At 69.2% G+C, this 22,208-nt stretch carries 18 protein-coding genes and 7 pseudogenes; 14 read left to right on the top strand and 11 right to left on the bottom strand.

The features are described from left to right. Positions 1-60 precede the first annotated feature (60 nt). A complete protein-coding gene (locus tag K2224_RS16140) occupies positions 61-1,572 on the bottom strand; it encodes a serine hydrolase (protein ID WP_221907205.1) in 1,512 nt (503 codons plus the stop codon). A 59-nt stretch (positions 1,573-1,631) separates the two neighbouring features. Further along, the gene (locus tag K2224_RS16135; protein ID WP_221909737.1) at positions 1,632-2,429 is read right to left on the bottom strand and encodes a hypothetical protein; all 798 of its coding nucleotides are present in this window, start codon (positions 2,427-2,429) and stop codon (positions 1,632-1,634) included. A gap of 112 nt (positions 2,430-2,541) precedes the next feature. Between K2224_RS16135 and K2224_RS16130 the strand changes: the two genes are divergently transcribed. The 5 genes and pseudogenes from K2224_RS16130 to K2224_RS16115 all read left to right on the top strand — a co-directional run bounded on the left by K2224_RS16130 (position 2,542) and on the right by K2224_RS16115 (position 5,119). Continuing rightward, entirely contained in the window at positions 2,542-3,210 is a 669-nt protein-coding gene (locus K2224_RS16130; RefSeq protein ID WP_221907204.1) for a TetR/AcrR family transcriptional regulator, read from the top strand. Between the two features lie 65 nt (positions 3,211-3,275). Next, positions 3,276-3,563: a hypothetical protein gene (locus K2224_RS16125; protein ID WP_221907203.1), complete on the top strand. Its 288-nt coding sequence runs from the start codon at positions 3,276-3,278 to the stop codon at positions 3,561-3,563. A 318-nt stretch (positions 3,564-3,881) separates the two neighbouring features. After that, a pseudogene (locus K2224_RS41650) lies at positions 3,882-4,079 on the top strand (IS5/IS1182 family transposase); the annotation flags it as partial. A 210-nt stretch (positions 4,080-4,289) separates the two neighbouring features. Beyond that, positions 4,290-4,769: a DinB family protein gene (locus K2224_RS16120; RefSeq protein ID WP_221907202.1), complete on the top strand. Its 480-nt coding sequence runs from the start codon at positions 4,290-4,292 to the stop codon at positions 4,767-4,769. A gap of 131 nt (positions 4,770-4,900) precedes the next feature. After that, positions 4,901-5,119, top strand: a complete 219-nt coding sequence (locus K2224_RS16115) for a hypothetical protein (protein ID WP_221907201.1) — start codon at positions 4,901-4,903, stop codon at positions 5,117-5,119. 234 nt (positions 5,120-5,353) lie between these two features. Here the strand turns inward: K2224_RS16115 and K2224_RS16110 are convergent, their stop codons facing one another. Together K2224_RS16110 and K2224_RS16105 are read right to left on the bottom strand one after the other, a co-directional pair. After that, on the bottom strand, positions 5,354-6,052 hold the full coding sequence (locus K2224_RS16110; protein WP_221907200.1) for an SDR family oxidoreductase: 699 nt from the start codon (positions 6,050-6,052) through the stop codon (positions 5,354-5,356). A gap of 477 nt (positions 6,053-6,529) precedes the next feature. Beyond that, positions 6,530-7,012 (bottom strand): annotated as a pseudogene (locus K2224_RS16105) (SDR family NAD(P)-dependent oxidoreductase); the annotation flags it as partial. Here K2224_RS16105 and K2224_RS16100 point away from each other — a divergent pair. After that, positions 7,003-7,488, top strand: a pseudogene (locus tag K2224_RS16100) (transcriptional regulator); the annotation flags it as partial. The pseudogenes K2224_RS16105 and K2224_RS16100 overlap by 10 nt on opposite strands. Before the next feature lie 432 nt (positions 7,489-7,920). Here the strand turns inward: K2224_RS16100 and K2224_RS16095 are convergent. After that, complete coding sequence (locus K2224_RS16095) at positions 7,921-8,937, bottom strand: DNA-directed RNA polymerase subunit alpha (protein WP_221907199.1); 1,017 nt, start codon at positions 8,935-8,937, stop codon at positions 7,921-7,923. 204 nt (positions 8,938-9,141) lie between these two features. Between K2224_RS16095 and K2224_RS16090 the strand changes: the two genes are divergently transcribed. The 4 genes and pseudogenes from K2224_RS16090 to K2224_RS16075 all read left to right on the top strand — a co-directional run. After that, complete coding sequence (locus tag K2224_RS16090; protein ID WP_221907198.1) at positions 9,142-9,363, top strand: CarD family transcriptional regulator; 222 nt, start codon at positions 9,142-9,144, stop codon at positions 9,361-9,363. Between the two features lie 32 nt (positions 9,364-9,395). Next, positions 9,396-9,631 (top strand): annotated as a pseudogene (locus K2224_RS16085) (ISL3 family transposase); the annotation flags it as partial. 133 nt (positions 9,632-9,764) lie between these two features. Next, positions 9,765-10,192: pseudogene (locus tag K2224_RS16080) on the top strand (sec-independent translocase). 234 nt (positions 10,193-10,426) lie between these two features. Continuing rightward, positions 10,427-11,608, top strand: a pseudogene (locus tag K2224_RS16075) (LCP family protein); the annotation flags it as partial. 385 nt (positions 11,609-11,993) lie between these two features. Here K2224_RS16075 and K2224_RS16070 read toward each other — a convergent pair. Continuing rightward, positions 11,994-12,380: a metalloregulator ArsR/SmtB family transcription factor gene (locus K2224_RS16070; RefSeq protein WP_221907195.1), complete on the bottom strand. Its 387-nt coding sequence runs from the start codon at positions 12,378-12,380 to the stop codon at positions 11,994-11,996. Positions 12,381-12,466: 86 nt separating this feature from the next. Then, positions 12,467-13,309, bottom strand: a pseudogene (locus tag K2224_RS41380) (hypothetical protein); the annotation flags it as partial. 881 nt (positions 13,310-14,190) lie between these two features. Here K2224_RS41380 and K2224_RS16060 point away from each other — a divergent pair. From K2224_RS16060 to K2224_RS16050, 3 genes are all read left to right on the top strand, one after another. Continuing rightward, positions 14,191-14,889 (top strand): NDP-sugar synthase, encoded by a 699-nt coding sequence (locus tag K2224_RS16060; protein ID WP_399018712.1) that lies wholly within the window; start codon positions 14,191-14,193, stop codon positions 14,887-14,889. Positions 14,890-14,901: 12 nt separating this feature from the next. Then, a complete protein-coding gene (locus K2224_RS16055; RefSeq protein WP_221907193.1) occupies positions 14,902-15,768 on the top strand; it encodes a TIGR03620 family F420-dependent LLM class oxidoreductase in 867 nt (288 codons plus the stop codon). Positions 15,769-15,897: 129 nt separating this feature from the next. After that, positions 15,898-17,220: a folylpolyglutamate synthase/dihydrofolate synthase family protein gene (locus K2224_RS16050; RefSeq protein ID WP_260692679.1), complete on the top strand. Its 1,323-nt coding sequence runs from the start codon at positions 15,898-15,900 to the stop codon at positions 17,218-17,220. Positions 17,221-17,543: 323 nt separating this feature from the next. On the opposite strand, the gene K2224_RS16045 is transcribed toward K2224_RS16050, so the two are convergent. The 3 genes from K2224_RS16045 to K2224_RS16035 all read right to left on the bottom strand — a co-directional run bounded on the left by K2224_RS16045 (position 17,544) and on the right by K2224_RS16035 (position 20,267). Beyond that, positions 17,544-18,257 (bottom strand): GntR family transcriptional regulator, encoded by a 714-nt coding sequence (locus K2224_RS16045; RefSeq protein WP_221907192.1) that lies wholly within the window; start codon positions 18,255-18,257, stop codon positions 17,544-17,546. Positions 18,258-18,569: 312 nt separating this feature from the next. After that, positions 18,570-19,403: an alpha/beta fold hydrolase gene (locus K2224_RS16040; protein ID WP_221907191.1), complete on the bottom strand. Its 834-nt coding sequence runs from the start codon at positions 19,401-19,403 to the stop codon at positions 18,570-18,572. 459 nt (positions 19,404-19,862) lie between these two features. Then, a complete protein-coding gene (locus K2224_RS16035; protein ID WP_221907190.1) occupies positions 19,863-20,267 on the bottom strand; it encodes a nuclear transport factor 2 family protein in 405 nt (134 codons plus the stop codon). A gap of 118 nt (positions 20,268-20,385) precedes the next feature. Between K2224_RS16035 and K2224_RS16030 the strand changes: the two genes are divergently transcribed. Then, complete coding sequence (locus K2224_RS16030; protein WP_221907189.1) at positions 20,386-20,829, top strand: MarR family winged helix-turn-helix transcriptional regulator; 444 nt, start codon at positions 20,386-20,388, stop codon at positions 20,827-20,829. A gap of 688 nt (positions 20,830-21,517) precedes the next feature. Here K2224_RS16030 and K2224_RS16025 read toward each other — a convergent pair. After that, the gene (locus K2224_RS16025; protein WP_221907188.1) at positions 21,518-22,138 is read right to left on the bottom strand and encodes a TetR/AcrR family transcriptional regulator C-terminal domain-containing protein; all 621 of its coding nucleotides are present in this window, start codon (positions 22,136-22,138) and stop codon (positions 21,518-21,520) included. Positions 22,139-22,208 lie beyond the last annotated feature (70 nt).

The raw sequence follows: 22,208 nt of genomic DNA, 5'->3' as shown, positions 1-22,208 counted from the left end.
GTGTCCGGGGCCATGGGAGGGGCACCTCCGGCCGTACCCCGGCCACATGCCCGGAGACGCCTACGCGGACTTGGCCGTCGCCCGGACGCCGAAGTGGACGTGCCGGCTGCCGTCGGCGAGGGCGTAGAACACGACGGGTATCCAGGCGTCCTTCTCGTTGCGGCGGCCGGCGAACACCGTCTTCGTCGGCGTGTGCGAGACCGGGGTCAGGTGCCAGACCAGCGGGTCGAAGGTGCCCGCCAGGCCGTCCGCGCCCTCGTACCTCAGCCGCAGCGTGCCTGGGCCGCCGTCGCCGTCGGCGATGGTCATGAGGAAGCCCTCGCGCTTGTAGCTGCCGAGAAACGGCTCCGTGTCCACGGCCAGGCATTCGGTGGTCGGTGCGAACCCGGGCATGGTGACCCCGGCGAGTTCGGCGCAGAGCTCGCGGCAGAGCGCCTCGAAGACCTTGGGCGCGGCGCCGCCGCCGTTGGTCAGCAGGGCGATGGCGAGGCCCTTCTCCGGGATGGCGCGCAGGTAGGCGAGTTGGCCGAAGGTGCTGCCGTCGTGGCCGAAGCCACGAGCGCCGTCCCACTCGAACAGGCCCCAGCCCAGGCCCCAGTGGGCGCCGAGGGACCACTGGTCGGGCATCTCGACCTCGCGGGTCAGCATCGCGTCGACGACGGCGGCCGGCAGCACCCGGGTGCCGTCCGGCGCGACGCCACCGTCCACGAAGGCCCGCGCGAACCGGACCACGTCGGCGGCGGTCGCGCTGATCCCGCCGTACGGGCCGGCCGAGCGCGGCATCATGTTCCAGAGCGGGGTGGGGACGGGGGTCTCGCCCGGCTCGCCCATGTGCCCCATGGCGGCGCGGAAGCGCAGCACCTCCTCGGGCAGGGTCATGGTGTGCTCCAGCCCGAGCGGGGCGAGGAGCAGTTCCCTGAGCGCCTCGTCCCAGGTCTGGCCGGTGACGACCTCGACGATCCGGCCGAGGACGTTGTAGGCGGTGCTGGAGTACGACATGGTGGCGCCGGGCGGGTTGGTCAGGCCGACGGTCCGCGCGCCCTCGACGTAACGGGCCAGGCAGTCGTCGCCCCGGCCGGTGTCGTTGACGTAGTCGCCCTCGATGCCGCTTGTGTGGTCGAGCAGTTGGCGCGGCGTGATCGTCCGGGCGGCTCCGGCGTCGGCGACCGCGAAGTCCGGCAGGACGTCCACGACCGGCGCGTCGAGGTCCAACTTCCCGGCGTCGGCGAGCAGGACCACCAGGGCGGCGGTGTAGCCCTTGCTGACGGAGCCGATCTGGAACACGGAGTCCGGGGTCACCGTGACGCCGGTGCCGGTGTGCAGGATGCCGGCGGCCAGTTCGTGGATCTGGCCGTCGGCGAGCACGGCCAGGGCGGCGCCGGGGATGTGGTGGGCGGCGAGGAGCTCGCCGAGCCGGGCCTGCCAGCGGGCGGTGTCGAACGCCGGGGCGCCGTCGCGCACGCCCAGCGCGCGGTTGACCGCGTGGGCCACGTCGCGGTCGGTCTGTTCCAGGATCTTGGGCACCTCCTGGTCGACGAGCTTCGACACTTCCCGGTGCAGGTTTTCCGACATGCTGACTCCCTGGTGGTCACGGCGGAACGGGGCGGGTGGGATGGGGCGGAGCCGGCCGGCTAGCCGGTGTTGCGGGTCCGTCGGCCGATGAGCCCGGTCAGCGAGGCGACCGTCGTGCGCGGTGGCTGTCGGAGGTCGCGGTCCGGGTGCAGGACGGTGCGGAACGCGGCCCAGGCGAGTGCGCCGAGGGCGAAGCCGTAGCAGGAGACCAGCCCGTGCCCGTTCTCCTGCGCGAACCACATCGCCAGCCCGAGCACCGGCACACCGAGCGCCAGCAGCCGGTTCTTGCGGGCGGCCTTGCCACGGCTCGTGCCCTCGTCGTCGGAGCCCTTCGCGGCGGCCTGGCCGGAGCTCTCGTCGGCGCCGCCGCGCAGCAGCAGGGCCGCGGCCAGCGTCGCGCCCAGGAAGTAGGTGGCACCGGAGCTGCCGGCGAAGTTGCGGGGGTCGGTGGTGTGGGAGGTCTGGCCCCACAGTTTGTCGATCTGCTCCGGCAGCAGGATGCCTGCGGCGAACAGGCCGAGCGTCAGCGGCGCACCCCAGAACCAGTCGGCGAAGACCGCGACGGCGGCGAGGGTGACGATGTTCCAGGCCGCCCCGCCGAGGCCGCCGTTCTGCATGAAGACCGAGGTGAACACGCGCCACCAGCCGGACTTCGACGGGTCCGCGTCGAGCGAGTCCATCGCCCCCGACCAGCAGAGTTGGAGGGCCACCCCGGCGAGCGCGAGCCCGGTCAGGCCGACGCCGGCCCAGGGAATGCGCCGCCGGCCCAGTGTGCCCTGGCCGACCAGGGCCAGACCGCCGTTGAACATCAGCACCATCAGTGCCGCCGTGGTCACGTTGAACACCAGGATGTCCATCGTCACCACCCCCCTCCAGGACGTGTTCGATTTCGCTGATCACGACATTAGCGTGGCCCGAGGATTTTTCAAACAGTGTTTGAAAACCGGTGCGGCTCGCTAGACTGCGACCGTGAAGCTGACCGCAGACCTGATCATCGACGCAGGGATGGCGGTGTTCGCCCAGACCGGCTACCACGGATTCTCCGTGCGCCGGGTCGCGGACCGCCTCGACGTGCACGCCGGCAGCCTCTACTACCACGTGCCCAGCAAGGCCGCACTGCTCCAGCTGATGGCCGACCGGGTGGCCGGGCAGGCATACGAAGCCGGCACCGCCGCCCTGGCCGGACTGCCCGCGCAGGCAGGCTGGCCGGCGCGGATCACGGCGCAGGCCGTCGCCCTGCGGCAGAGCATCCGGCAGCACCCCGGCGGGGCGATCATGCTCGCCGGCAGCCCGAAAACCCTCAGCCCCGGCGCGCTCTCGCTGATGGAACGACTGCTCACCACCCTCGCCGAGGCCGGTGTGCCCCCGGAGCACTGCGGCACCGCCGCCGACACCGTGCTCAGCCACGTCACCGGTTACGTGCTCCAGGAGCAGAGCGAACCACCCGCGGTGCCGGTCACCACCGAGGACGTCGCCGCCCTCCACCGGAACTTCCCCCGGACAGCGACCGCCGCGACCGCGCACGGGCCGGACGAGAAGTTCACCCGCAGCCTGGACCTGCTCTGCGCCGGCATCGGGACGCTGATCCGGCCGCCGTCCGAAGGGGCACCGTCCGAAGAACCGGACGGAAGGAGTTAGGCCGTTTCGTTCGGGTCAAGACGCCTTGAGCGATCGCTGGCGTTCTCGGATGGCATTCTGGGGAGATGCGCCCTTGGAGCACCTCTGTTCAGAAGGATTTGCGGCGTCTGCTCAATGAGTGGGATCCGATCGGTGTCGTTGATGCTGTCCAGGACGAGTACGACTGCATGATCGGCCCTCTGTTCCGCAGGCTCCATGGTGGCGCCGGCCAGGCGGAGATCGGTGAGTTCCTGAGGCACGAGCTGGAGGCCCATTTCGGGCTCCCATCGAGCCGGCCACCCGAAGCGGTGGCCGCTCGTGTGATCGCCTGGTGGACGGCTGCTGACCCGGCCGACGGCGCGGACGGTCGGTAGTCGTTCCCCTCCGGGACGTCTGTGTGGTGGTCCGCGTGGGCAGTTGACGACACCGGGGGAGAGGGTGTGCACCGCGCTGACGGCCGATGCCGACGCCGACGAGGACCTCAACTGCACTGTCTCGGTGGGCTCCACGTTGGTGCGGGCTCACCGGCACACGGCGGGAGCTCGCAAAGACGGGGCTCCGGAAGGCGCACCTCGGCTGCGTTCAGGCGCTTGTTGTAGGCGGAATACCGGGGCGGGCAGCGAAAGAGTGCCCCAGGCGGGCGTGTACAAAGCGGATCCAGTCGCTGGAGACCGTACCGCGGGCGCACCCCGACCGACCGCGGCAAACCCGGCACGAAGCCCCACCTGCTCGTCGACGCGGGCGGCCTGATCCTGAATGCGCTGCTCTCACCAGCGAGCGCTCACGACAGCATGCTGTTCGAAATCAAGGTCCGCAGCGCCCGCCGCGGCATCCAGTCGCGGAATCATCTCGATCGGGATCGCCGGGGCGCAGAGCGCCGCATCTCCTGACTGCTGCGGTTCAAGCGCCCCGGACTGCGCTACGAGCGCACACAGCTCACACTGCGCCCGCTGCACACCTTGGGCCGCGTCCTGATTAACTTGCGTCGACTCGTGCGGCAGGAGTCCTGAGACCAGGTCTTGGGATCGTCGATGTCGTCGTGGGCCACCGCTCGCACGAACTGCTGTCGCTCTCGGCCTGCGGCGTGATGGGAGACTCTGATGGGATCGTTCGATGTGCCGCTGGACGACGAACGCACCCAGCTCGATGCGTTCGTCGAGGAGTACCGGAGCGCCCTCGAGGCAACCCTCGAGGGTCTTACCGAGGAGCAGGCGCGCCGCCGGCTCGTCTCGTCGGCGACGACGTTGCTCGGGCTGCTCAAGCACGTCACCTGGATGCAGCGGGTCTGGTTCGAGGAGTGCGTCGGCGGCACGTCCCGTCGGGAGCTCGGCCTGGTGCAGACCCCGGACGAGTCCTTCCGGCTCGCCGACGACGACACCGTCGCCTCCGTCACGGCGGCCCACCGGGATGCCTGCGCGACGGCCCGGGCGGTGGTCGCCGACCTGTCGCTGGACGCCGTCGTGACCGGCCACCGGGCCGGGCCGCGCACGCTGCGCTGGGTGTACTTGCAAGTCCTGCGCGAGCTGGCCCACCACTGCGGGCACGCCGACATCCTGCGCGAACAGGTACGTGCTGGCTGAGTTCCGAGACCAACCACCAGGCGTCGGAGATCGCGGCCGCGCTGCCGGCGACCTCGAAGGAACTGTTCACCGAAGGGTTCCTCCAGAAGGTGCGCAACCCCACGGGGAACCTGCAACGGAAGCTGCAGGCGATGGACACCACCTGTGACTGGCGACCCGCAGTCCCGGTGCACCTCTTCCACGCCAGGGGCGACAAGGACGTCTCCTTCGCGAACTCCCTGTACTGCCAACGTCAGTTGGCTTCGCACGGGGCGGACCAGCAGCTCAGCGATGTCGGGCAGTTCGACCACTCCACGACGGTCCTCAAGTCCCTGCCACAGGTGGTGCGCGAGTTCGACTCCGCCCGCTGAGCCGGTCCGAGACCGGCCGGCGGTCACAGCGAGGCCGAACCCCCTGGTTGAGAGGTCGTTTTCTCCCGTTGTTCCATCCCGTGATGCGGGCTTGATCGGCTGATGTCGGGCCGCGCCAGGAGATGGTGGCTTCGCCGGTGAGGCGGTGGGTCGTCAGATCGGTCATCGCCAGGTGGCTCACGGCTGCGCAGCGGGCCGAGAGGGGCTCGTAGTCGTGGCGTTGGGAGCGTGGCGTCAGCCGAGCTGCCCGGTCGGCCGCATGGTGATGTGGTTGATGTCCACGCCTGCGGGCTGGTTGACGGCGAAGACGATCGTGTCCGCGATCTGCTCGGCGGTCATCACCGGCGCCGCCTCGGGAGTGCCGCCGCGCTCGTCCCAGAACGGGGTGTCCACCACCCCGGGGGCGACGACGGTCACGCCGACTCCGTCCTTGCCGACCAGCAGCCGGGTGTTCTCGGCCAGCGCGTGCGCGGCCCACTTGGTGACGGAGTACAGGTTGCCGGGCGTGTTGCGCACCCCCGCGACCGAACCGATGATCACGATCCGGCCCTTGGACTCCCTGAGGTGCGGCAGGGTCTCCCGCACCAGCAGGGCCGGGCCCAGGACGTTGGTGAGGACCATGGCGCGCATGTCCTCGGGGTCGTGGCTCTCCAGGTTGCCGGGCAATGAGAAACCGGCGTTGGCGATGACGTTGTCCAGTCGGCCCCACGCATCCACCACGCGGCGCACGGCGGAGGCGACGTCCTGAGCCTGGCTGGTGTCGCCGGTGATCGTCAGCAGCCGCTCGCCCGCTCCGACCGAAGCGGCGAAGGCGGCCAGCTTGTCCGCACCACGTCCGGTGACGGCCACGCGGTGGCCCTGCTTGAGCAGGGCGCGAGCGGTGGCGGCGCCGATTCCGGTCGAGCCACCGGTGATCAGCGTGACGGGTTCCATGGGACGGCCTCCTCAACGATGTGACCATCGGGGCTCCGACAGGATCCCGGATACCGATGAACGCGAGCTGCCGCGTGCGGTCGACCCGCTCCCGGGCGCCGGGTTCCCCGAAACGCCTGCACTATACCCAGCGATCTTCCCGCCGAGCCGATGTGCCATCGCCGAGCGGCCACGGTGCCGTACGAAGCGGGCGAAACCGCGCTGCCGGCCCCCATGTTGGGCCCTGCGCGGCACGCAGGGCCCGGGCTTCGCCGCGGCTCCTGGTCGGGTCGCCCCGTCTTCGCCGTTGCGCGACCACGGCCGGGGCGGTGTGGCGCACGTTCGGCCTCTAGGCGGATCGCCACGGCCCGGTTGGCGGTGGCCGGTGTGCCGAGGCCGTTGATCAGATCAGTCCACGGTCTGGGGCAACTCGTCCAGATGCCGGGGGAGCATTCACGCCCCCGGCACCTCGATCCTCCACCTGATGACAGACGTCTCTCAGGCGTGCATGCCGCCGTCGACCCGGAGGACCGTGCCGGTTACGTAGGAGGAGCGGTCGCTGAGGAGCCAGGCGGCGGCTTGGGCGATCTCGTCCGGATCGGCGGCGCGGCCCAGCGGGGTCTGAGCGTTGAGCTGTTCGATGGTTCCGGGTGATTTCTCATCCCACTCGTGCAGCATCTCGGTGAGCGTGGTGCCGGGCGCGATGGCGTTGACGCGGATACCCTCCGGGCCGTACGTGACGGCTGCCGATGCGGTGAGGCTGTTGACCGCCCGCTTCGCCGCGCCGTACACGGGTAGCTGGGGGTTGCCCATCAGGCTGCCGACGCTGGAGGTGTTGACGATGGCCCCGCGCTTCGCGGTGGCGCGGATGGCAGCGATCTCGGCGGTCATGGCCAGCCACGGGCCCTTGAGATTGACGGCGCAGACGTGGTCGAAATCGGCCTCCGACAGCTGGTCCATCGGGCCGGGCGGCTGCCCCGTCCGAGGTCATCGCCTGGAACGACCTGGCCACCGCCCTGATGGAGGACTTCTCCGCCCTGTCGCGCCGGGACCGGAACCTCATCCGACGCGCCTTCCTCGGCCCCTACCGGCACGGCCGACGGCTGTACGGCGTCTCGGATGCGGACGAGTTCGCCCGGACCTCGGCCCAGCACCTGCGCGCCGCCGCAGCGCGCTACCCCAACGACCCGGAGGTGACCGGTCTGGTCGAGGAACTCCTCGCCAACAGCGAGGAGTTCACCCGACTCTGGGCCACCCACGACGTCACCGCCCACCCCACCCTCTGCAAGACCTTCGAGCACCCGCTCGTCGGCCCCGTCACCGTCAGCTGCGACATCCTGGATATCGCCGACCGGGACCAGCGACTCGTCATCTACACCGCCGCCCCCGGCTCGCCGTCGGCAGAAGCACTGCGTCTACTGTCCGTCGTCGGCACTCAGCAGATGGACGTGCCCGGCTTCTGCAGCAGGCCAGAGCCTGGTCCCCACTCTCCAATGGGTGAATACCCGGCGTATAGGGCGGGGCCGCAGCCATTCAAAGGTGAGACGTCGGCCGGAGTCGAGGTCTCGGCCGACCAGCTGGGTCAGGGGCAGTGACGGGGTCGATGCCCTGCGCGCGGGCGAAGGCGAACGGAACATCGACCGGACGAGTCCTAGGCGTTCGGAAAGCCCTACCGGAGAACGCCCCTTCACCCGGCAGTCCGTCGAAGACGCGCCCCGCCCTGGAGCGGTCGAGGCTGGAGGGGTGGGGGCGACGTGGTCCGGGCTGATGCAGCAGGGTGGCCACGGTCTCGCCGGCACACAGAGCCGCTCGTGTTCGACGGACCCTGGCCTCCGGCCACATCGCACCGGTTGGTGCACAGTGACCCGCTCCACGCCCCGGTGCAGCGTTCAGTACTGCTCGGTCCCCATGAAACCGGTGCTCGCGTTGTCGTCGGCTTCGAAGGCGGCAGCGGTCGGGTCGAATCCGGGTGGACTGTCCTTGAGGGTCAGGCCCAGGCCGGCGAGCTTCGCCTTGACCTCGTCGATCGACTTCGCACCGAAGTTGCGGATGTCGAGCAGGTCCGCCTCGGAGCGCGCCAGTAGTTCACCCACGGAGTGGACGCCCTCGCGCTTGAGGCAGTTGTAGGAGCGGACGGTGAGCTCCAGCTCCTCGATCGGCAGCGCCATGTCGGCGGCGAGGGCGGCGTCCGTCGGGGACGGGCCCATGTCGATGCCCTCGGCGTCGATGTTCAGCTCGCGGGCGAGACCGAACAGCTCGACCAGGGTCTTGCCGGCCGACGCCATGGCGTCGCGCGGACGCATCGCCTGCTTGGTCTCGACGTCGACGATCAGCTTGTCGAAGTCGGTGCGCTGCTCGACACGGGTCGCCTCGACCTTGTACGTGACCTTGAGCACCGGCGAGTAGATCGAGTCGACCGGGATCCGGCCGATCTCCTGGCCGACCTGCTTGTTCTGCACAGCGGAGACGTAGCCGCGACCGCGCTCGACGGTCAGCTCCATCTCCAGCTTGCCCTTGCCGTTCAGCGTGGCCAGGACCAGGTCGGGGTTGTGCACCTCGACGCCGGCCGGCGGGGCGATGTCGGCGGCGGCGACCAGACCCGGGCCCTGCTTGCGCAGGTACATCACGACCGGCTCGTCGTGCTCCGAGGAGACGACCAGCTGCTTGATGTTCAGGATCAGGTCGGTGACGTCCTCCTTGACGCCCGGCACGGTGGTGAACTCGTGCAGGACACCGTCGACGCGGATGCTGGTGACAGCAGCGCCGGGGATCGAGGACAGAAGGGTGCGGCGCAGGGAGTTGCCGAGGGTGTAGCCGAAGCCCGGCTCCAGCGGCTCGATCACGAACCGGGAGCGGAACTCGTCGACGACCTCTTCGGTCAGTGACGGACGCTGAGCAATCAGCACGAGGTATTGCCTCCAGTGTTTGGCGCCCGCTGTGTGACGCCGTAGACACCACGAAGGGTACGGGCGGTTCGGCCTCATGGGAGGCCGAACCGCCCGTACGCCGCCGGCTGGCCGTTCGGCAGGCTCGGTTCTTGCTGGTCCGACGTCAGCCACTTCTGGCCTTTAGGGTCAACCAGCGCAGTTCGCAGGTGCATACTGGGGGCAATGACAAAGCCAGCTGCACCGAAGCGTCATTTGCTCACCAGCCCCTTCAAGGCACCAATCGCCCCGGTTCCCAAGCACTTCGCCGTGGGCGACCAGGTCACACACGACATGTACGGCCTCGGCCGGGTAACCGGCATCGAGGAGGGAATCGCGGCGCTCGTGGATTTCGGCTCGGCGCAACTGCGGATCTCGAGCCCATACGACAAGATGACCAAGCTGTAGGCCCGCAACACGTACACGAGCGCCATCGCCCCATCTCCCCGCGCCGGCTCGCCCGGATGCTGCTCACCAGACCCGACAACCTCAAGGCCGAGCAACACAAGCTCCCGTCCAAGCTCACCGCCGCCTGCCCGGAAATGATCCAACTGGCTGCAGGTGCCAAAGTCTTCGCCCCGCTCCTTGCACTTCAGGTCGACAACGCCGACGCGCTCATGCGCTGGGCCACCCAGGTGCCGACCTGCCCCACCCGCACGCCTTGCCCCAGGGCCTGCCGCCGTACCGCCTTGACCCTCTGCCCCGGCAGGCGTTGAGCCCGCCCGAGAACAGCTGCGGCCCGCATCTGATGTGCTCGCGGGCCGCAGCCGCATGTGTGGGTCAGCGGTGATGATCGCTGGGAGTGCCGGATGTTCGACCTGAGCCTCGTGAAACTGCTCTGCACCGCGCTCCTTGCCGTGCTTCTCTTCGGTCCGGACAAACTGCCGGAATTCACCCAGAACGTGACAGGTTGCCTGCGCCAGGTGCGGGAGTACTCCGACAGTGCCAAGGGGGAGATCCGCTCCGAACTGGGCCCGCAGTTCAAGGTCTTCGAGTTCGAGGACCTCATCCGAAGGCGTTCGTGCGCAAACACCTCCTGGAGGGCGACGGCCTGGGACTCGATGAGATTCGCAGCGCCCTTGATCTGAGGCCGGAGCTGATGGAGGCCGCGGAAGCGCTGCACCATCCGGCGGATGATGCCGTGGCGCGTGAAAGGTCGGCGCCTTGCGTGGACCTGACGAAGCCGGCCAGGGGTGGATCGCCCGTACGTGTGCCGTTCGACTCGGATGCGACATAGGCGTAGCCGAAACCTGTCCTACGGCCGGGAAGCGGGCGCGGCGCAACAGTTCCAGAGTTGCGCAAGCTCTAAACTGTTCTCATGAATTCCGATGGGGTGACGGAGCGGGAGGCCGCGGTACTCGACGGAGCCGGCCCATGACCGTTGAAGCGGACTCGGTGAGACGCATCGTCCACGCTGCCGTCCGACCTCTGCCCGCAGAACTGTGGGGAACGGGCTGTTGAGGGCGCACAGATGACAGCCGACCGCAAGACGACGCCCGCGCGCCACGTGGACACCGCGGTTCCCTCCCCACGGGCCGGTGGAGCCCATGGCGCGAGGGCGCGGAGGCGCCCTCAACGGAGCCGGATCCGGTCCGCCATGGTTACCGCGGTGTCCATGCTGGTTCTCGCCACGTCAGGAATCGGCTGGATCTTCCTGAAGACCGCCGGCGACATCCCGGCCTTCAGCGCGGACGGGATCTCCCGCAGCCGGCCCGCGGCTGCGTCGAGGGGGCAGAACGTCCTGGTCATCGGTTCGGACGGGCGGACCGGCGGCAACCGCGAGCTCGGCGGCGGCGACCGGAACGACATCGGTCGTTCCGACACCGCGTTCCTGCTGCATGTCTACGCGGACCACAGACACGCCCTCGCGGTGTCCATCCCCCGTGACACACTCGTCGAGATCCCGCCCTGCAAGCTGCCCGACGGCTCGTGGACCACACCGCGGACCGACGCGATGTTCAACGCGGCGTTCTCCGTGGGGCAGAGCGCCAAGGGCAACCCGGCCTGCACCCAGAACACCGTCGAGAAGCTCACCGGCCTGCGCGTCGACCACACCATCGTCGCCGACTTCAAGGGCTTCGCCCGCCTGACCGAGACCATCGGCGGCGTGCCGGTGTGCCTTCCCAAGGACGTCTACCAACGGGACCTCGACCCCCATCGGCCCACCCGTGGCAGCCTCCTGTTCGCCAAGGGGGAGCAGACCGTATCCGGCCAGCGGGCATTGGACTACGTACGCATCCGGCACGGCGTCGGCGACGGCTCCGACCTGGGCCGGATCAAACGGCAGCAGGCATTCGTCGCCGGCCTGATCAAGAAGGTGAAGAGCCAGGGGGTCACCCCCACCAACCTGCTGCCGCTCGCCGAAGCCGTGACGAACTCCATGACCGTCGACCCGGGCCTCGGGTCGGCCGACAAGCTCCTGACGTTCGCGATGTCGATGAAGGACATCGACCTGCACGACACCAAGTTCGTCACCCTTCCCTGGCGCTACGCCGGCAACCGTGTTGCGGTGGTCGAGTCCGACGCCCAGGCTCTGTTCTCCGCCCTGAAGGCCGACCGCACGGCGGGCGGCGAGGACACCGGCGGCAGTGCGGGCAAGGAGCCGGTCACGGCCTCATCGTCGCCGGGTGACGGGGACGCGGTCTCCGGCGCCCGCTCCGCCGCCGACGACCCCTGCTCCGACCTTTCGTACGGGTGACTGTGAAACCAGCCCGCCGTGTCTGCTTCCACCGCACATATTCCCCAGCCGAGCCAGGCACCTCGGTGTTCAGGCGTTTCGACGTCTGGGCCATGTAGTCGCGGGTGGCCGGGGTGGCCGGGGTGGCCGCGGTGACCGAGACCTGGCAGGTGCGGGTGAAACCTCGGGACTCACCGCTCATCTCGCCTGCCCGAGCCGGTACTTGTTCTGTGGGGGGACGGCCACCACGGAGGCCGAGCGCGGGGCTGTCGTGCCGCGGGTCACAAGGCGACAGCTATTCCGGTGCCGTGCCGGCCAGCGGCCCGACGGTCCGGACACGACCGGTCCCGGCTGCCGGGTCTCATGCCGCGGGCGAATGCCGGCTGCTGCCCGGCCCGGCGGTGTCTCCTGGCGATGGCGGTGCGTGCCCGGAGCGGGCGGCCCGCTGGACGACCAGCAGCCGTACCACGGCCACCACATCGGGGGCGTCGACGAGGTACACGATCCGGCGGCCCTCACGCCGCGAGCGCACCAGGCCGGCGAGCTTCAGCTTCGACAGGTGCTGGCTCACCACCGGCAGTGCCACGCCCACGCGTTCGGCGAGGCCGCTCACATCGCTCTCGCCCTGCGCCAGCGCCCATACGATGTGCAGCCGTGGCGGGCAGGCGAGCAATCCGAACGTGGCGGCGGCTTCGGTCAGTACCTCGGCGGACGGGTCCGTGATGCCGCCCTCGCCTGCGCTGCCCATCACCACCGCCGCTCTCCGTCCCCGCGGGACATCGTCCTGGTCCCGACCGCTCAGTCTAGGTGTCGGGTCGCGCACTCATCGCGCGTTTACGGATGCGAGGCCGTCTCGTTGCCCTCGCCATGCCCGGCCTCGGAAACCTCACTCTCCACGAACCCGTTGGCGGGATCCACGACCTTGACTTGATAGGAGCTGTCCTTGCCCGTCAGTTCGACGGACCCGTCGGGGCACAGTCCCCGACCATCCCGCCTCTTCACCGCTGATCGCGGCACCCGACGGGGTGGTGTTCGACGAATGCCGCGCTCGGACTGCTGGCCGTCCTCGTCCTGACCGTCGGCACCGGCTGGCTCGGTCGGCCGGGACTTGCCGCGTCGCAGTGCGGGTGAACGAGGGCGACCACGGCGATTTGCCCCGCATCCAGCATGTGCCAGCGGGAGTTCACCTTCGTCAGGTGACCGCGGATCAGGCCGGAGACCTACGTGGGCGTTGCGCTCGCCAGCGGCAGGCGGCACGGGTAGACGGCACCGGAAGGACCCTCGGCAGCGGAGGCTGTCGGTGTCGCAGGGGTCGAGCTTCGGCATGCTGCCCCAGGGGGTGGGCCAGGGGCGCTCCATCTCGGCGCCGTAGAGGTAGGGGACGGCGTAGTCGATGAGGGTTTTGCCGGCCAGTTGGTCGGCGATGGTGGTGAGGGCGGTGACGGCGTTGTGGCCGTCGATGCCGTTGATGACGATGTCGTCGGCGGCGGCCGCGGCATCGGCGAAGGCGTGCAGTTGGATGCCCGGGTGGTCGGCGAGCCACTGTTTGTAGGGCGGGTTGCCCATCATGTCGGGCTCGGTGCGGGCGAGGGTGGCCCCGGGGTCGCGGGTGCCGACGTGGACCTCGTGGCCGAGCGAGGCGAGCTTGGCGGCGTGCCCGCGGCCTCCGCCGCCGGTGCCGAGAACTGCGGCCGGTGCGGTCGTAGTTGGTGACGGTGTCCTTGACGACCTCGACGTGGGGGCGGATGCGTTCGACGGTGGTGTCGAAGTCGGCGACGGTGAAGTAGTGGATGCCTGAGCAGCCGTTGGCGGGCTGCATGGTGGGCAGCAGTTCGCGCAGGCTGGTGTCGGTCTGGATCATCAGGGCGGGTTTGCCGCCGTGGGTGATGATCAGCAGTGGGTGTTCGGGGTTGAGGGGGCCGGTGTCGAGGACGCCGAAACCGAGCTTCCGATAGAAAGCGGCGGTGGCAAGGGGGTCCTGCACGGCCAGGCAGGGGGCGATGTTCATCATGGCGGGCTTCCCTCCGATCGGGGTTGGCGGGAGTGGTCAGGTGGGGCGTGTGGGCCGGACCGGGTGCTGCGGCGGTTCGCCGCTGTGGCTTTCGCGAGATGCCGCCACGCCATGGCGCCTGTGGCGGCGAGGCGGACCGGAGCGCGTAGCCGCAGGTGCGGAACCCTGCGCTCTCAGACTGTGGGGGCGCTTGCGGCGCCCTGCCCTCTGAATCCGACGTCCCGACGCCCTGCCCACTACAGTCACCCCGCGTACCCAGACGCTGCGGACCGGATGCCGACAGACGGCCGCTGCCGTCGCTGGTGAGGTACACCTCGCGGGCCGCTGGGCGGCGCGCAGCGGAACGAGCTCCTTGATCATCAGACTGCCGTTGATGAGGCACGCCAGGTCGGTTTTCGTCGTTCCGTGGTTCAGATCGTTGTGGGCAAGACCAGGTCGGGACACGGGGACTTGTGGGTGTTCCGGGGCGAACAGCTCTGGCGTACGCTACGTGTTTGTGTCGCGACTCTCAGATGGTGCGGGCGGCGGGGATACCGGCCTTGGGACAGTGCGTCAGGCGGTCATCCTGGCCGGCGGCTTCGGCAGTCGGTTGCGGCCGTTGACGCGGACCCGGCCGAAAACGATGGTCGAAGTGCACGGCACACCGATACTGCGCCATCAACTCGACTGGTTCGCCGAGTCGGGCGTGGATCAGGTCGTCGTCTCCGCGGGGCACCTGGCGCCGGTGATCGGCGACTACCTTGCCTCCCACCGGCTGCCGTTGCGGACGGATGTGGTGGTCGAGGAACGGCCCCTGGGCCGGGGTGGCGGCCTCAAGCTTGCGGCCGCCGCCTTGAACCGACCCGACGAGCCGTGGCTGGCGGTGTACGGGGACATCTGGACCCGGTTTTCGCTCGCCGGGATGTTTGCTCACCACCGGCGTCACGCCGCGCTGGCCACGGTTGCCCTGCCTCGTCCTTGGCTGCCCAGGGGCAGCGTCGAATGCGACGAACAGGGCCGAGTGACCACGCTCGTCTCGCCTGTCCCACCGCCCCTACGGGTCAACGGCGGCGTCTATATCTTCGAACCGTCCGTTGTGGAACTGCTGCCCGACGAGGGCGACCACGAGGAGGTCTCCCTCCCTCGTCTGATACGAGCACGGCAGCTGACCGGCTATCTGGTGGACGGCCCGTGGCGGGCCATCAACACCCCAAATGATCTGGACGACATCGAACGCGAACTCTCGGCGGTTACCGGTGACGCGTAGACGAGGATCGCCATGCTGCTCGGACGGATTGGCGTATGGAGTGTGGGACTCACCCACGGGGACCGCGCCGAGGCGAGGGAGGCCGCGGCGGAGCTGGAGGAACTCGGCTACGGCACGCTGTGGTTGGGCGGCGTCCCCGGCGACAACCCGCAGGCGGATCTCGCTGCGGCAGCCGAAGTACTGGCGGCGACCAGACGGGCGGTGGTAGCGATCGCCTGCCTCTCCATCTGGACACACACCCCGGACCAACTCGCCGCAGCCTACGGGGCACTGCCCGCCGCCGACCGCGCCCGACTGGTCACGGGCCTGGCGGTGAGCCACGCCCCGTTCGCCGCACACTACCGGCATCCGCTGACCGCCATGCGCCGCTACCTCGACGCTCTGGACGCCATCGGTACCGGACCGCCGCCCTCCGCACGGCTCATCGGCGCACACCGCCCGCGGATGACACGGCTGGCCGCCGCCCGGACCGCCGGCACCCAGCCCTACCTCGTCGACACCCGCTACACCGCGCGGGCCCGCGCCCTGCTGGGCCCGGGCCCGCTGCTGGCCCCGGTGCAAACCGTGGTCCCGCTCACCGACGCCACAGTGGCCCGGGCGGCGGCCCGCACCGTGCTCGCGCCCTATCTGGCACTGCCCAACCTCACCCGAACCTGGCTCGACTCAGGCTTCACCGAGGCCGATCTCCAGCACGGCGGCAGCGACCGCCTCGTCGACAGGCTCGTTGCCTGGGGCGACACCGAGCGGATCACCGCCCACGTCACCAACCATCTGCGGGCCGGTGCCGACCACGTCGCCATCCATGTCGTCACCGAGCACCCCCGAGCCTTCCCACGCGCCGCCTGGCGCGCCCTGGCCGCACTGCTTCCGACCACCTGACGATGTTGCTGACTGCGGGAGTGCGGTGGGTAGGGACATCGTTCCTGGTGGACCTTGCGGTGGGTCGTCCCTGCATGCGGCAGGAGACGGTCTCCGCGCATTTCTCCTACACATCAATCTTGTGGCGAGGTGGCACAGTTGGCGACTGAGGAAGAACTGGCTTGTCAAGAGATCATCGGTCGGTACCAGTTCAACGGGGCAGGCGCCGGTGGGATGTCCCGGCTTCTCCAAGCACTCGGTGCCCCGGGACGCAACCTGCGGGGCATGACTGTCACCGGCACGAACGGGAAGGGATCGACCTGCGCGTTCGCCGTCTCGGCGTTGACTGCGGCCGGACTGCGGACCGGAAGCATGCCCAGCCCGCACCTCCAACGTGTCACCGAACGCATCCGCATCAACGGGGCGCCCGTCTCTCCAACCGCATGTCACCGTGCCTTCCAAAAGGTCGACGAGGTCCTCGGCAGTACGGGACTTGTGGTCAATGCGGGAGCGGTGCATGCCGCCGCAGCCGCAGTTCATTTCACCCTCGCAGGAGTGGACGTGGCCGTCCTGGAGGCGAACATCGGCGGCCGACGCACCGCGGTCAACTGCTTCGACACCGGAGTAAAGATCATCACCGGAGTGGGACTGGACCACCAGCATCTACTGGGAAACACCCTGGACGAGATCGCACGCAACAAGGCAGGCATCGTTCGGAACGGCGACCATGTCGTACTCGGCGAGATGCCCCAGGAGGCGGCACAGGCAGTGGAAGACGTCCTCAGCCACCACACGGGAGTGACCGTCTGGCGCCTCCACCAGGAAGTTCACTGCCAGCCACGCACAGCCGGCGACGGGCGTACCGTCCTGGAAGTAACCACCCCACATGCCGTCCACCGGGGCTTGACCTGTCCGCTCCGCGGAGAACACCAGCATCGCAACCTGGCTCTTGCGGTGGCCGGCATCGATGCACTGACCGAACGAGGATCGATCCGCGCTGTCCCGGAGGAGGCGTTGCGCAGCGGACTTGCCGCGACCCGCTGGCCCGGCCGCCTCGAACTTCTGGCACCGGCCCATCTCGATTCCTGGACCGGCCGCCTGCTGCTCGATATCGCAGACAACCACCAGGGCGCAGCCACCGTGGCCCCGGAAATCCTGCGGCAATCCCGCGCCGCTGAGCGCACCGCTCTCGTCTTCGGCACCCTCCAGTACAAGAACGTGGCAACCATGCTTGAGCCACTGCCGGCGGACTGGCCGGTGGTACTGACCCGGGTCGGACATCCCAACGAAGCGGCCCCGGCCAAGATGCGCACCGCCCTGGCGTCACGCCGAGAGCTGCACGTCCGGCAGGAGACTGCTGACGCCGTTCGCCACGCCACCGAACTTGTCGGGGCCGGCGGCCTCGTCACCGTTCTGGGAGCCCCCTTCCTGATCGGACGTGTCCGTGAACTATTCCAGCTCCCGCCCGGCTGACCACCCCTCTGGGGGCTGCTGTACCGGTCCCTCGCGTCCTCCGCGTGCAGCAGCGTGGCTCCGACCTGTGAGGACGGCTGCTGGCTGCTCCGTAGCCGCCGGCTCCGACTCTGCTTCCGGGGTGGGGGAGAGGCGGGGTGACGCCGAGGCCGTCCAGGCACTCGCGCTGCCCCTCGCGCGAGCGCTCCCCGTCCTCTCGTTGTGCCTGCGGGTGTGTGCCGATGTCCTGACCGTCGACGGTGGTGCCGGGCAGGCGACCGGCACCTGGGCTCCAAGGTCTATCCCCATCTCCAACGGAGACGTCTCATCACGAGATGGTGATGTCACGAGATGGTGATGCTGGCCTCGGCGATCGACGGGCTGGCCGTGAGCGCGTCGATGATCTGCTGTTGAGAGGTTCGCGTGCGGTCGTCCATCGCGGCTCGGGCCGCGACCGGATCGCGGTCACGGACCGCTTCCCAGACCGCGCGTCGTTGATGCGCGGCTGATGCCGAGAACGGAAGGGAGCCCAAGGTGATCCGCAGAACTCGTTCCAGCTCGTCGAAGACCTGGATGACCGACCGGGCCAGCCTGTCGTTACCGCAGTTGTCGGCGATGACCGCATCGAACTCCAAAATGGCGCGGAGGAATGCCTCGATGCTCTCTGTATCGCGTGGGTCGTAGGACTGGCCGAGAAGTTCTTCCATACGGGCGAGATCATCCTTCGGGCAGCCGCGCTCTGCCGCGAGGGCGGCGGCCTCCGTCTCCAGAAGCCGGCGGAAGACGCACAGATCGCGTGTCCCCTTCAAGGTCACAGGCAGGATCCGGTATCCCGAGCGGGGGAGTGCATCGACCAGTCCGTCGCGCTGCAGTCGGGTCAGGGCCTCTCTCACCGGCATGGTGCCGGCGTCGGTCAGCCGTGTCAGATCCGTCTTGGTGACATGGGCGCCGGGCGCCAGGTCAAGCTCGATGATCCGCCGCTTGATCGCGAGATACGCGCGCTCGGTGGCGCTCAGGCCGGGGTGGTCCGTGCTGAGGATGGCGGGCAGATACTTCACGCACCCATCCTAGGGATTTGAAATCCCAGTCAGAAGTTCTCGGATCTTAGTGGTCGGTGGAGGTGCCGGATCCGGCAGGTGGTTCCGTCCGGGGAGATCATGTGTCGCAGGTGGCGGCCGACGACGTAAGAGTGGCCCGCGAGACGCCGGCCGCGCTCGTCTTCGCAGCCGACTGTCGGCGGCGCCTCGTGGCAGTTGCCGCCGCTGTCCGGTCTTGCCTGGCCCCTTTTCGGTATTTTCCTCGCCGGACCCCGCGGGGGCGCAATCGAACCCGTCGGCTGAGGGGGGCGAAACAGGGGCCAGGGCGAAAGATCAGTGTGCCGTTGCCGTCCACTGCTTCACGAAAGTGTCTGCAACCTGCGCAACCCACTCCGGATTCTCAAGCGGCGGGTAATGCCCGATGTCAGGCACCCTCAGCAGCTGCGCCGCCGAGCCCATCTCGGCGACCGTGTCATCGACCAGCTCATCCTGCACGAAGAAATCGTCGGTGCCCTGCACGAGCAGGACCGGGCACCGCACATCGCCGAGTCGGCCGCGCAGATCGTGGGAGGCCCACGCCTGACCGTCGAACTGACCGGCCTGTTGGGAGGTGCTGCGCTGAAGCCACCTCAGCTCGGTTTCCTGCTCGGCTGTGAGCTTCTTGCTCGCCGAGGTCACCGCCGCATACTCGAGGTGCTCCGTCCAGCCGGCATCGGGCGCGCTTGTCCGACCTGCCAGCAACGCGGCAGCCTCGGCCGACAGCGGTGTCCACGACGCCGCTTGCATCGCGACGACACCTCGATAGCTCTCTCCGTGATGAGCGGCGAGATCCAGTGCCGTCAGACCTCCGACGGAGGCGCCGAGCATAAAGGGCGAGGTTCCAGGCAGCACCGTGCGCACGAACGCGTGCATGAACTCGGCGTGGTCGTGAATGGAGGTCCCTGGCTGCCACTGTGCCGGGTAGGAACGGCAGTGCCCGGGAAGGTCGGGCGCGATCGCGCGATATCCGCGTTCGGCGAGCAACGGTAGAAGGTGCCGGTAGATCCGAGAGTCCGTGGCCCCCGGGTGGATGCACACGATCGGGACGCCTTCGCCGGCCTCGTCGAAGTAGGTGCGTGCACCGTGGACCGCGACATAGCGGCCCGTGATCGGTTCGAAGACCGTCATCGCTCAACTCCTTGCTGGTCACATACCGAGCTCTTCCGGCCGCACGGCCGCGGTTCACTGTCAGCATTAAGGCATCTGAGATCTCTATATAGCAAGCTGAGATCTTAGATCCTGGTGGACGTGGATGCGATGGGCTTCGAGATCTGGGAGATCTAGACGTAGCTCAGGGGCCGAAGAAACTGCCGCTTGGGCGAAAGGCATGCTGCCGGCTGATGTCGTAGGGCTTGAGCGGCAAGGGGGCGTGCCGGATCGTCAGCATCAACGAGAGGACCAGTCGACGCTGGCGTAATGGCCGTAGTGCCGACCGCAGGCAGAAGGCGGCACCACCGATCAACACGGTGGTGCCGCCTTCTGGTTCGTCCCGGTACTTGTGCGAGGTCGACAGGTCCCGTTCGGGGCCCAGGGTCAGTCAGAGGGCTGGTCGGCGTGACCGGGGACCGCTCATGAGCGCCCTCACCGTCAGCGGGCGCTGCCGATGTTGCGGTCGCCGTCGGCGCCCTGGAGCATCAGGGTGGTCTCCTCGATGCGTCGGAAGCGCCCGTCGGCAGCGAACTCGCCGAAGAGGTAGACCTCCATGCGGACGGAGGAGCCGTCGGTCTTGTCGACATCGATGATGTGCCGGTCGGCGTACAGGTCGCCCTGTACGAGTTCGTCCAGCACTCGGATCGAGCCACCCGCGACGATGCCGCGAAGGTGGGCGATGTGGGCCGTGAACTCGCTCCGGTCGTCCCAACGGCCGTCGGTGCGCTGGCAGTAGTCCGGGGCGAAGTGCCGGTCCACGGCCTCGGCCAGCTCCAGTCCTGGCGTGAAGAGCAGGTCGGTCATGGCGGAGACGACGTCGGTACGGAAGGTGGTGGTGGTCATGGCGGTCCTCACGGAAGGGTTGGGGAAACGGGTTCCCGGATCGGAGATTTGCGTGCGCCGAGCACGCATCTGGAGAGTACTACAGACTACGTGCGCCGCGCACGCTAATCTGGAGGGCATGCCGAACGATGTAGGACACGAGATCGCCGACGCGCTGGCAACGCTGCTCAAGCGCGATACCCGAACGCAGCTGTACCAACGCCTGACCGAGGGCCTGGGCGACGCCGTGGACGAGACCACCTACCCCGTCCTCAGCGGGCTGGCCCGCACCGGCCCGCGCAGCGCAGCCGACCTCGCCAGCGAGATCGGCCTGGACCGCTCCGGCGTCACCCGCCGTGCCACACGCCTGGAGAACGCCGGCCTCCTGTACCGAGATCCCGACCCCCGCGACGGGCGCGCCACCCTGCTCGCGCTCACCGAGGCCGGGCAGCAGACCGTGGACGTCACCCGACGCCGCCTCGCCGCGCACATCGAGGCATCCCTGGCCTCTTGGCCGCCCGCCGAGGTCCGCACCTTCGCCCACCACCTCCAACGCTTCGTCACTGACGGCCCCTTCGCCTGATCCGGAAGGGGAACCTGACGCCACCGCGCGCGTCCGGGGTGGTGCCTCGGCCCGGGTTGCGGGCCGTGCGCTCGGCCGCGTCGCCGCCGGCCGGGCCACCAAAATCTGATGTGCCACCAGAGTCTGGCCGGAGCCGGGGGAACAGGGCAGTGACCAGCTCCCCACCGCGCGGCCCGCACTCCCTGATCCCCAGCTGCCCAACAGGCCGCCACCCCGGGCGAGTCCGCCGCCCAGATGCCCCAGCTGCGCACCACCACCATCCCGGTGCCGCTGCCGGCCGCGGCCGCCAACTGAACGCCGCCCACCTGTACGCCCCCAACCCAGTCACCCGCGAAGCCGCCACCGACGTCCACGCCCGCCTGGCCACCGCCCTGGCGGGCGCGGCGCCCGGCCGGCGATCACCCGGATCGCCGAAGTTTGACCGACGTTGGCGATCTCCGAAGTCAATCGTCGTTGGCTGCGGCTCTTGCGGGGGGGCGAGGATGCGCGGCGATCACGAGCCACGCCGCATGCACTGCGGTCGTGTTGCTTCACGCTCGGCTCGTGGGACGGCCTGCCTGGATACTCCACCGTCGCACGCCCGGCTGTGTGCTCCGGCCGGCTTGCAAGCGGCGCCGTGCCCCGCTCTGTGCGGGAGTGCTGGAGCTGACCGAGCCCCGGCGGGCGCCTGCCCAGCGGGAGCTCTTCTTCACGACCGCTGGATGGTTGGCCCCTCGGCCCGGGGGAGGCCGGCGATGATCAGGTCGAGGGCGAATTCGAATCGCTCGTCGAAGCTGTCGGGGCCGACGTACGGCAGGACCTCGGCCAGGGCCGGGTACGTGTCGGCCGGGGCTTGGTCCGGGAGGAGGGCCGGTGCGGTCTCCTGGGCAGCCTGCTGTTCCTGGGTGAGGCCCAGAGTCAGGTAGAAGATCGACCAGTGGGTCCACGCGGCCGTGCGCGGCGAGTGGCCGGCCGCCAGCAGGGTGGCGATCACGGTGTCGGCGTAGCGCAGCGTGCGGGGCTCGGCGGCGAAGACGCCCGCGACCATTCTGGCGGCGTCGCGGTGGGAGAGCAGTGCCGTGCGGCAGCGGCGGCTCAGTTCCTTGAGTCGGTCGGGGAACGCCTGGGGCAGCGGCTCGTCGAGGCAGTGCGCAAGGAGTTCATCGGAGGCCAGTTCGAGCAGGCGGCCCTTGCTGGAGGCGTGCCAGCGGACGGTGTTGTGCTGCACGCCGAGCCGGGCCGCGACGGCGCGCATGGTCACGCCGTCCAGCCCGTGCTCGTCGAGGACTGCCAGCGTGGCGGCGACGATCTCGTCCCGTGTCGTACCCATCCGATGCGCCTCTCCGGTCGGCTTCCGCGCTCTGCCGTCCAACCCCTGTTGTCCAATGGACAATTCTAGG

The sequence above is a fragment of the Streptomyces sp. BHT-5-2 genome, assembly GCF_019774615.1.
Lineage (GTDB): Bacteria > Actinomycetota > Actinomycetes > Streptomycetales > Streptomycetaceae > Streptomyces.
The sequence above is the reverse complement of the archived record's forward strand: the minus strand, read 5'-3'. Positions and strand labels throughout refer to the sequence as shown.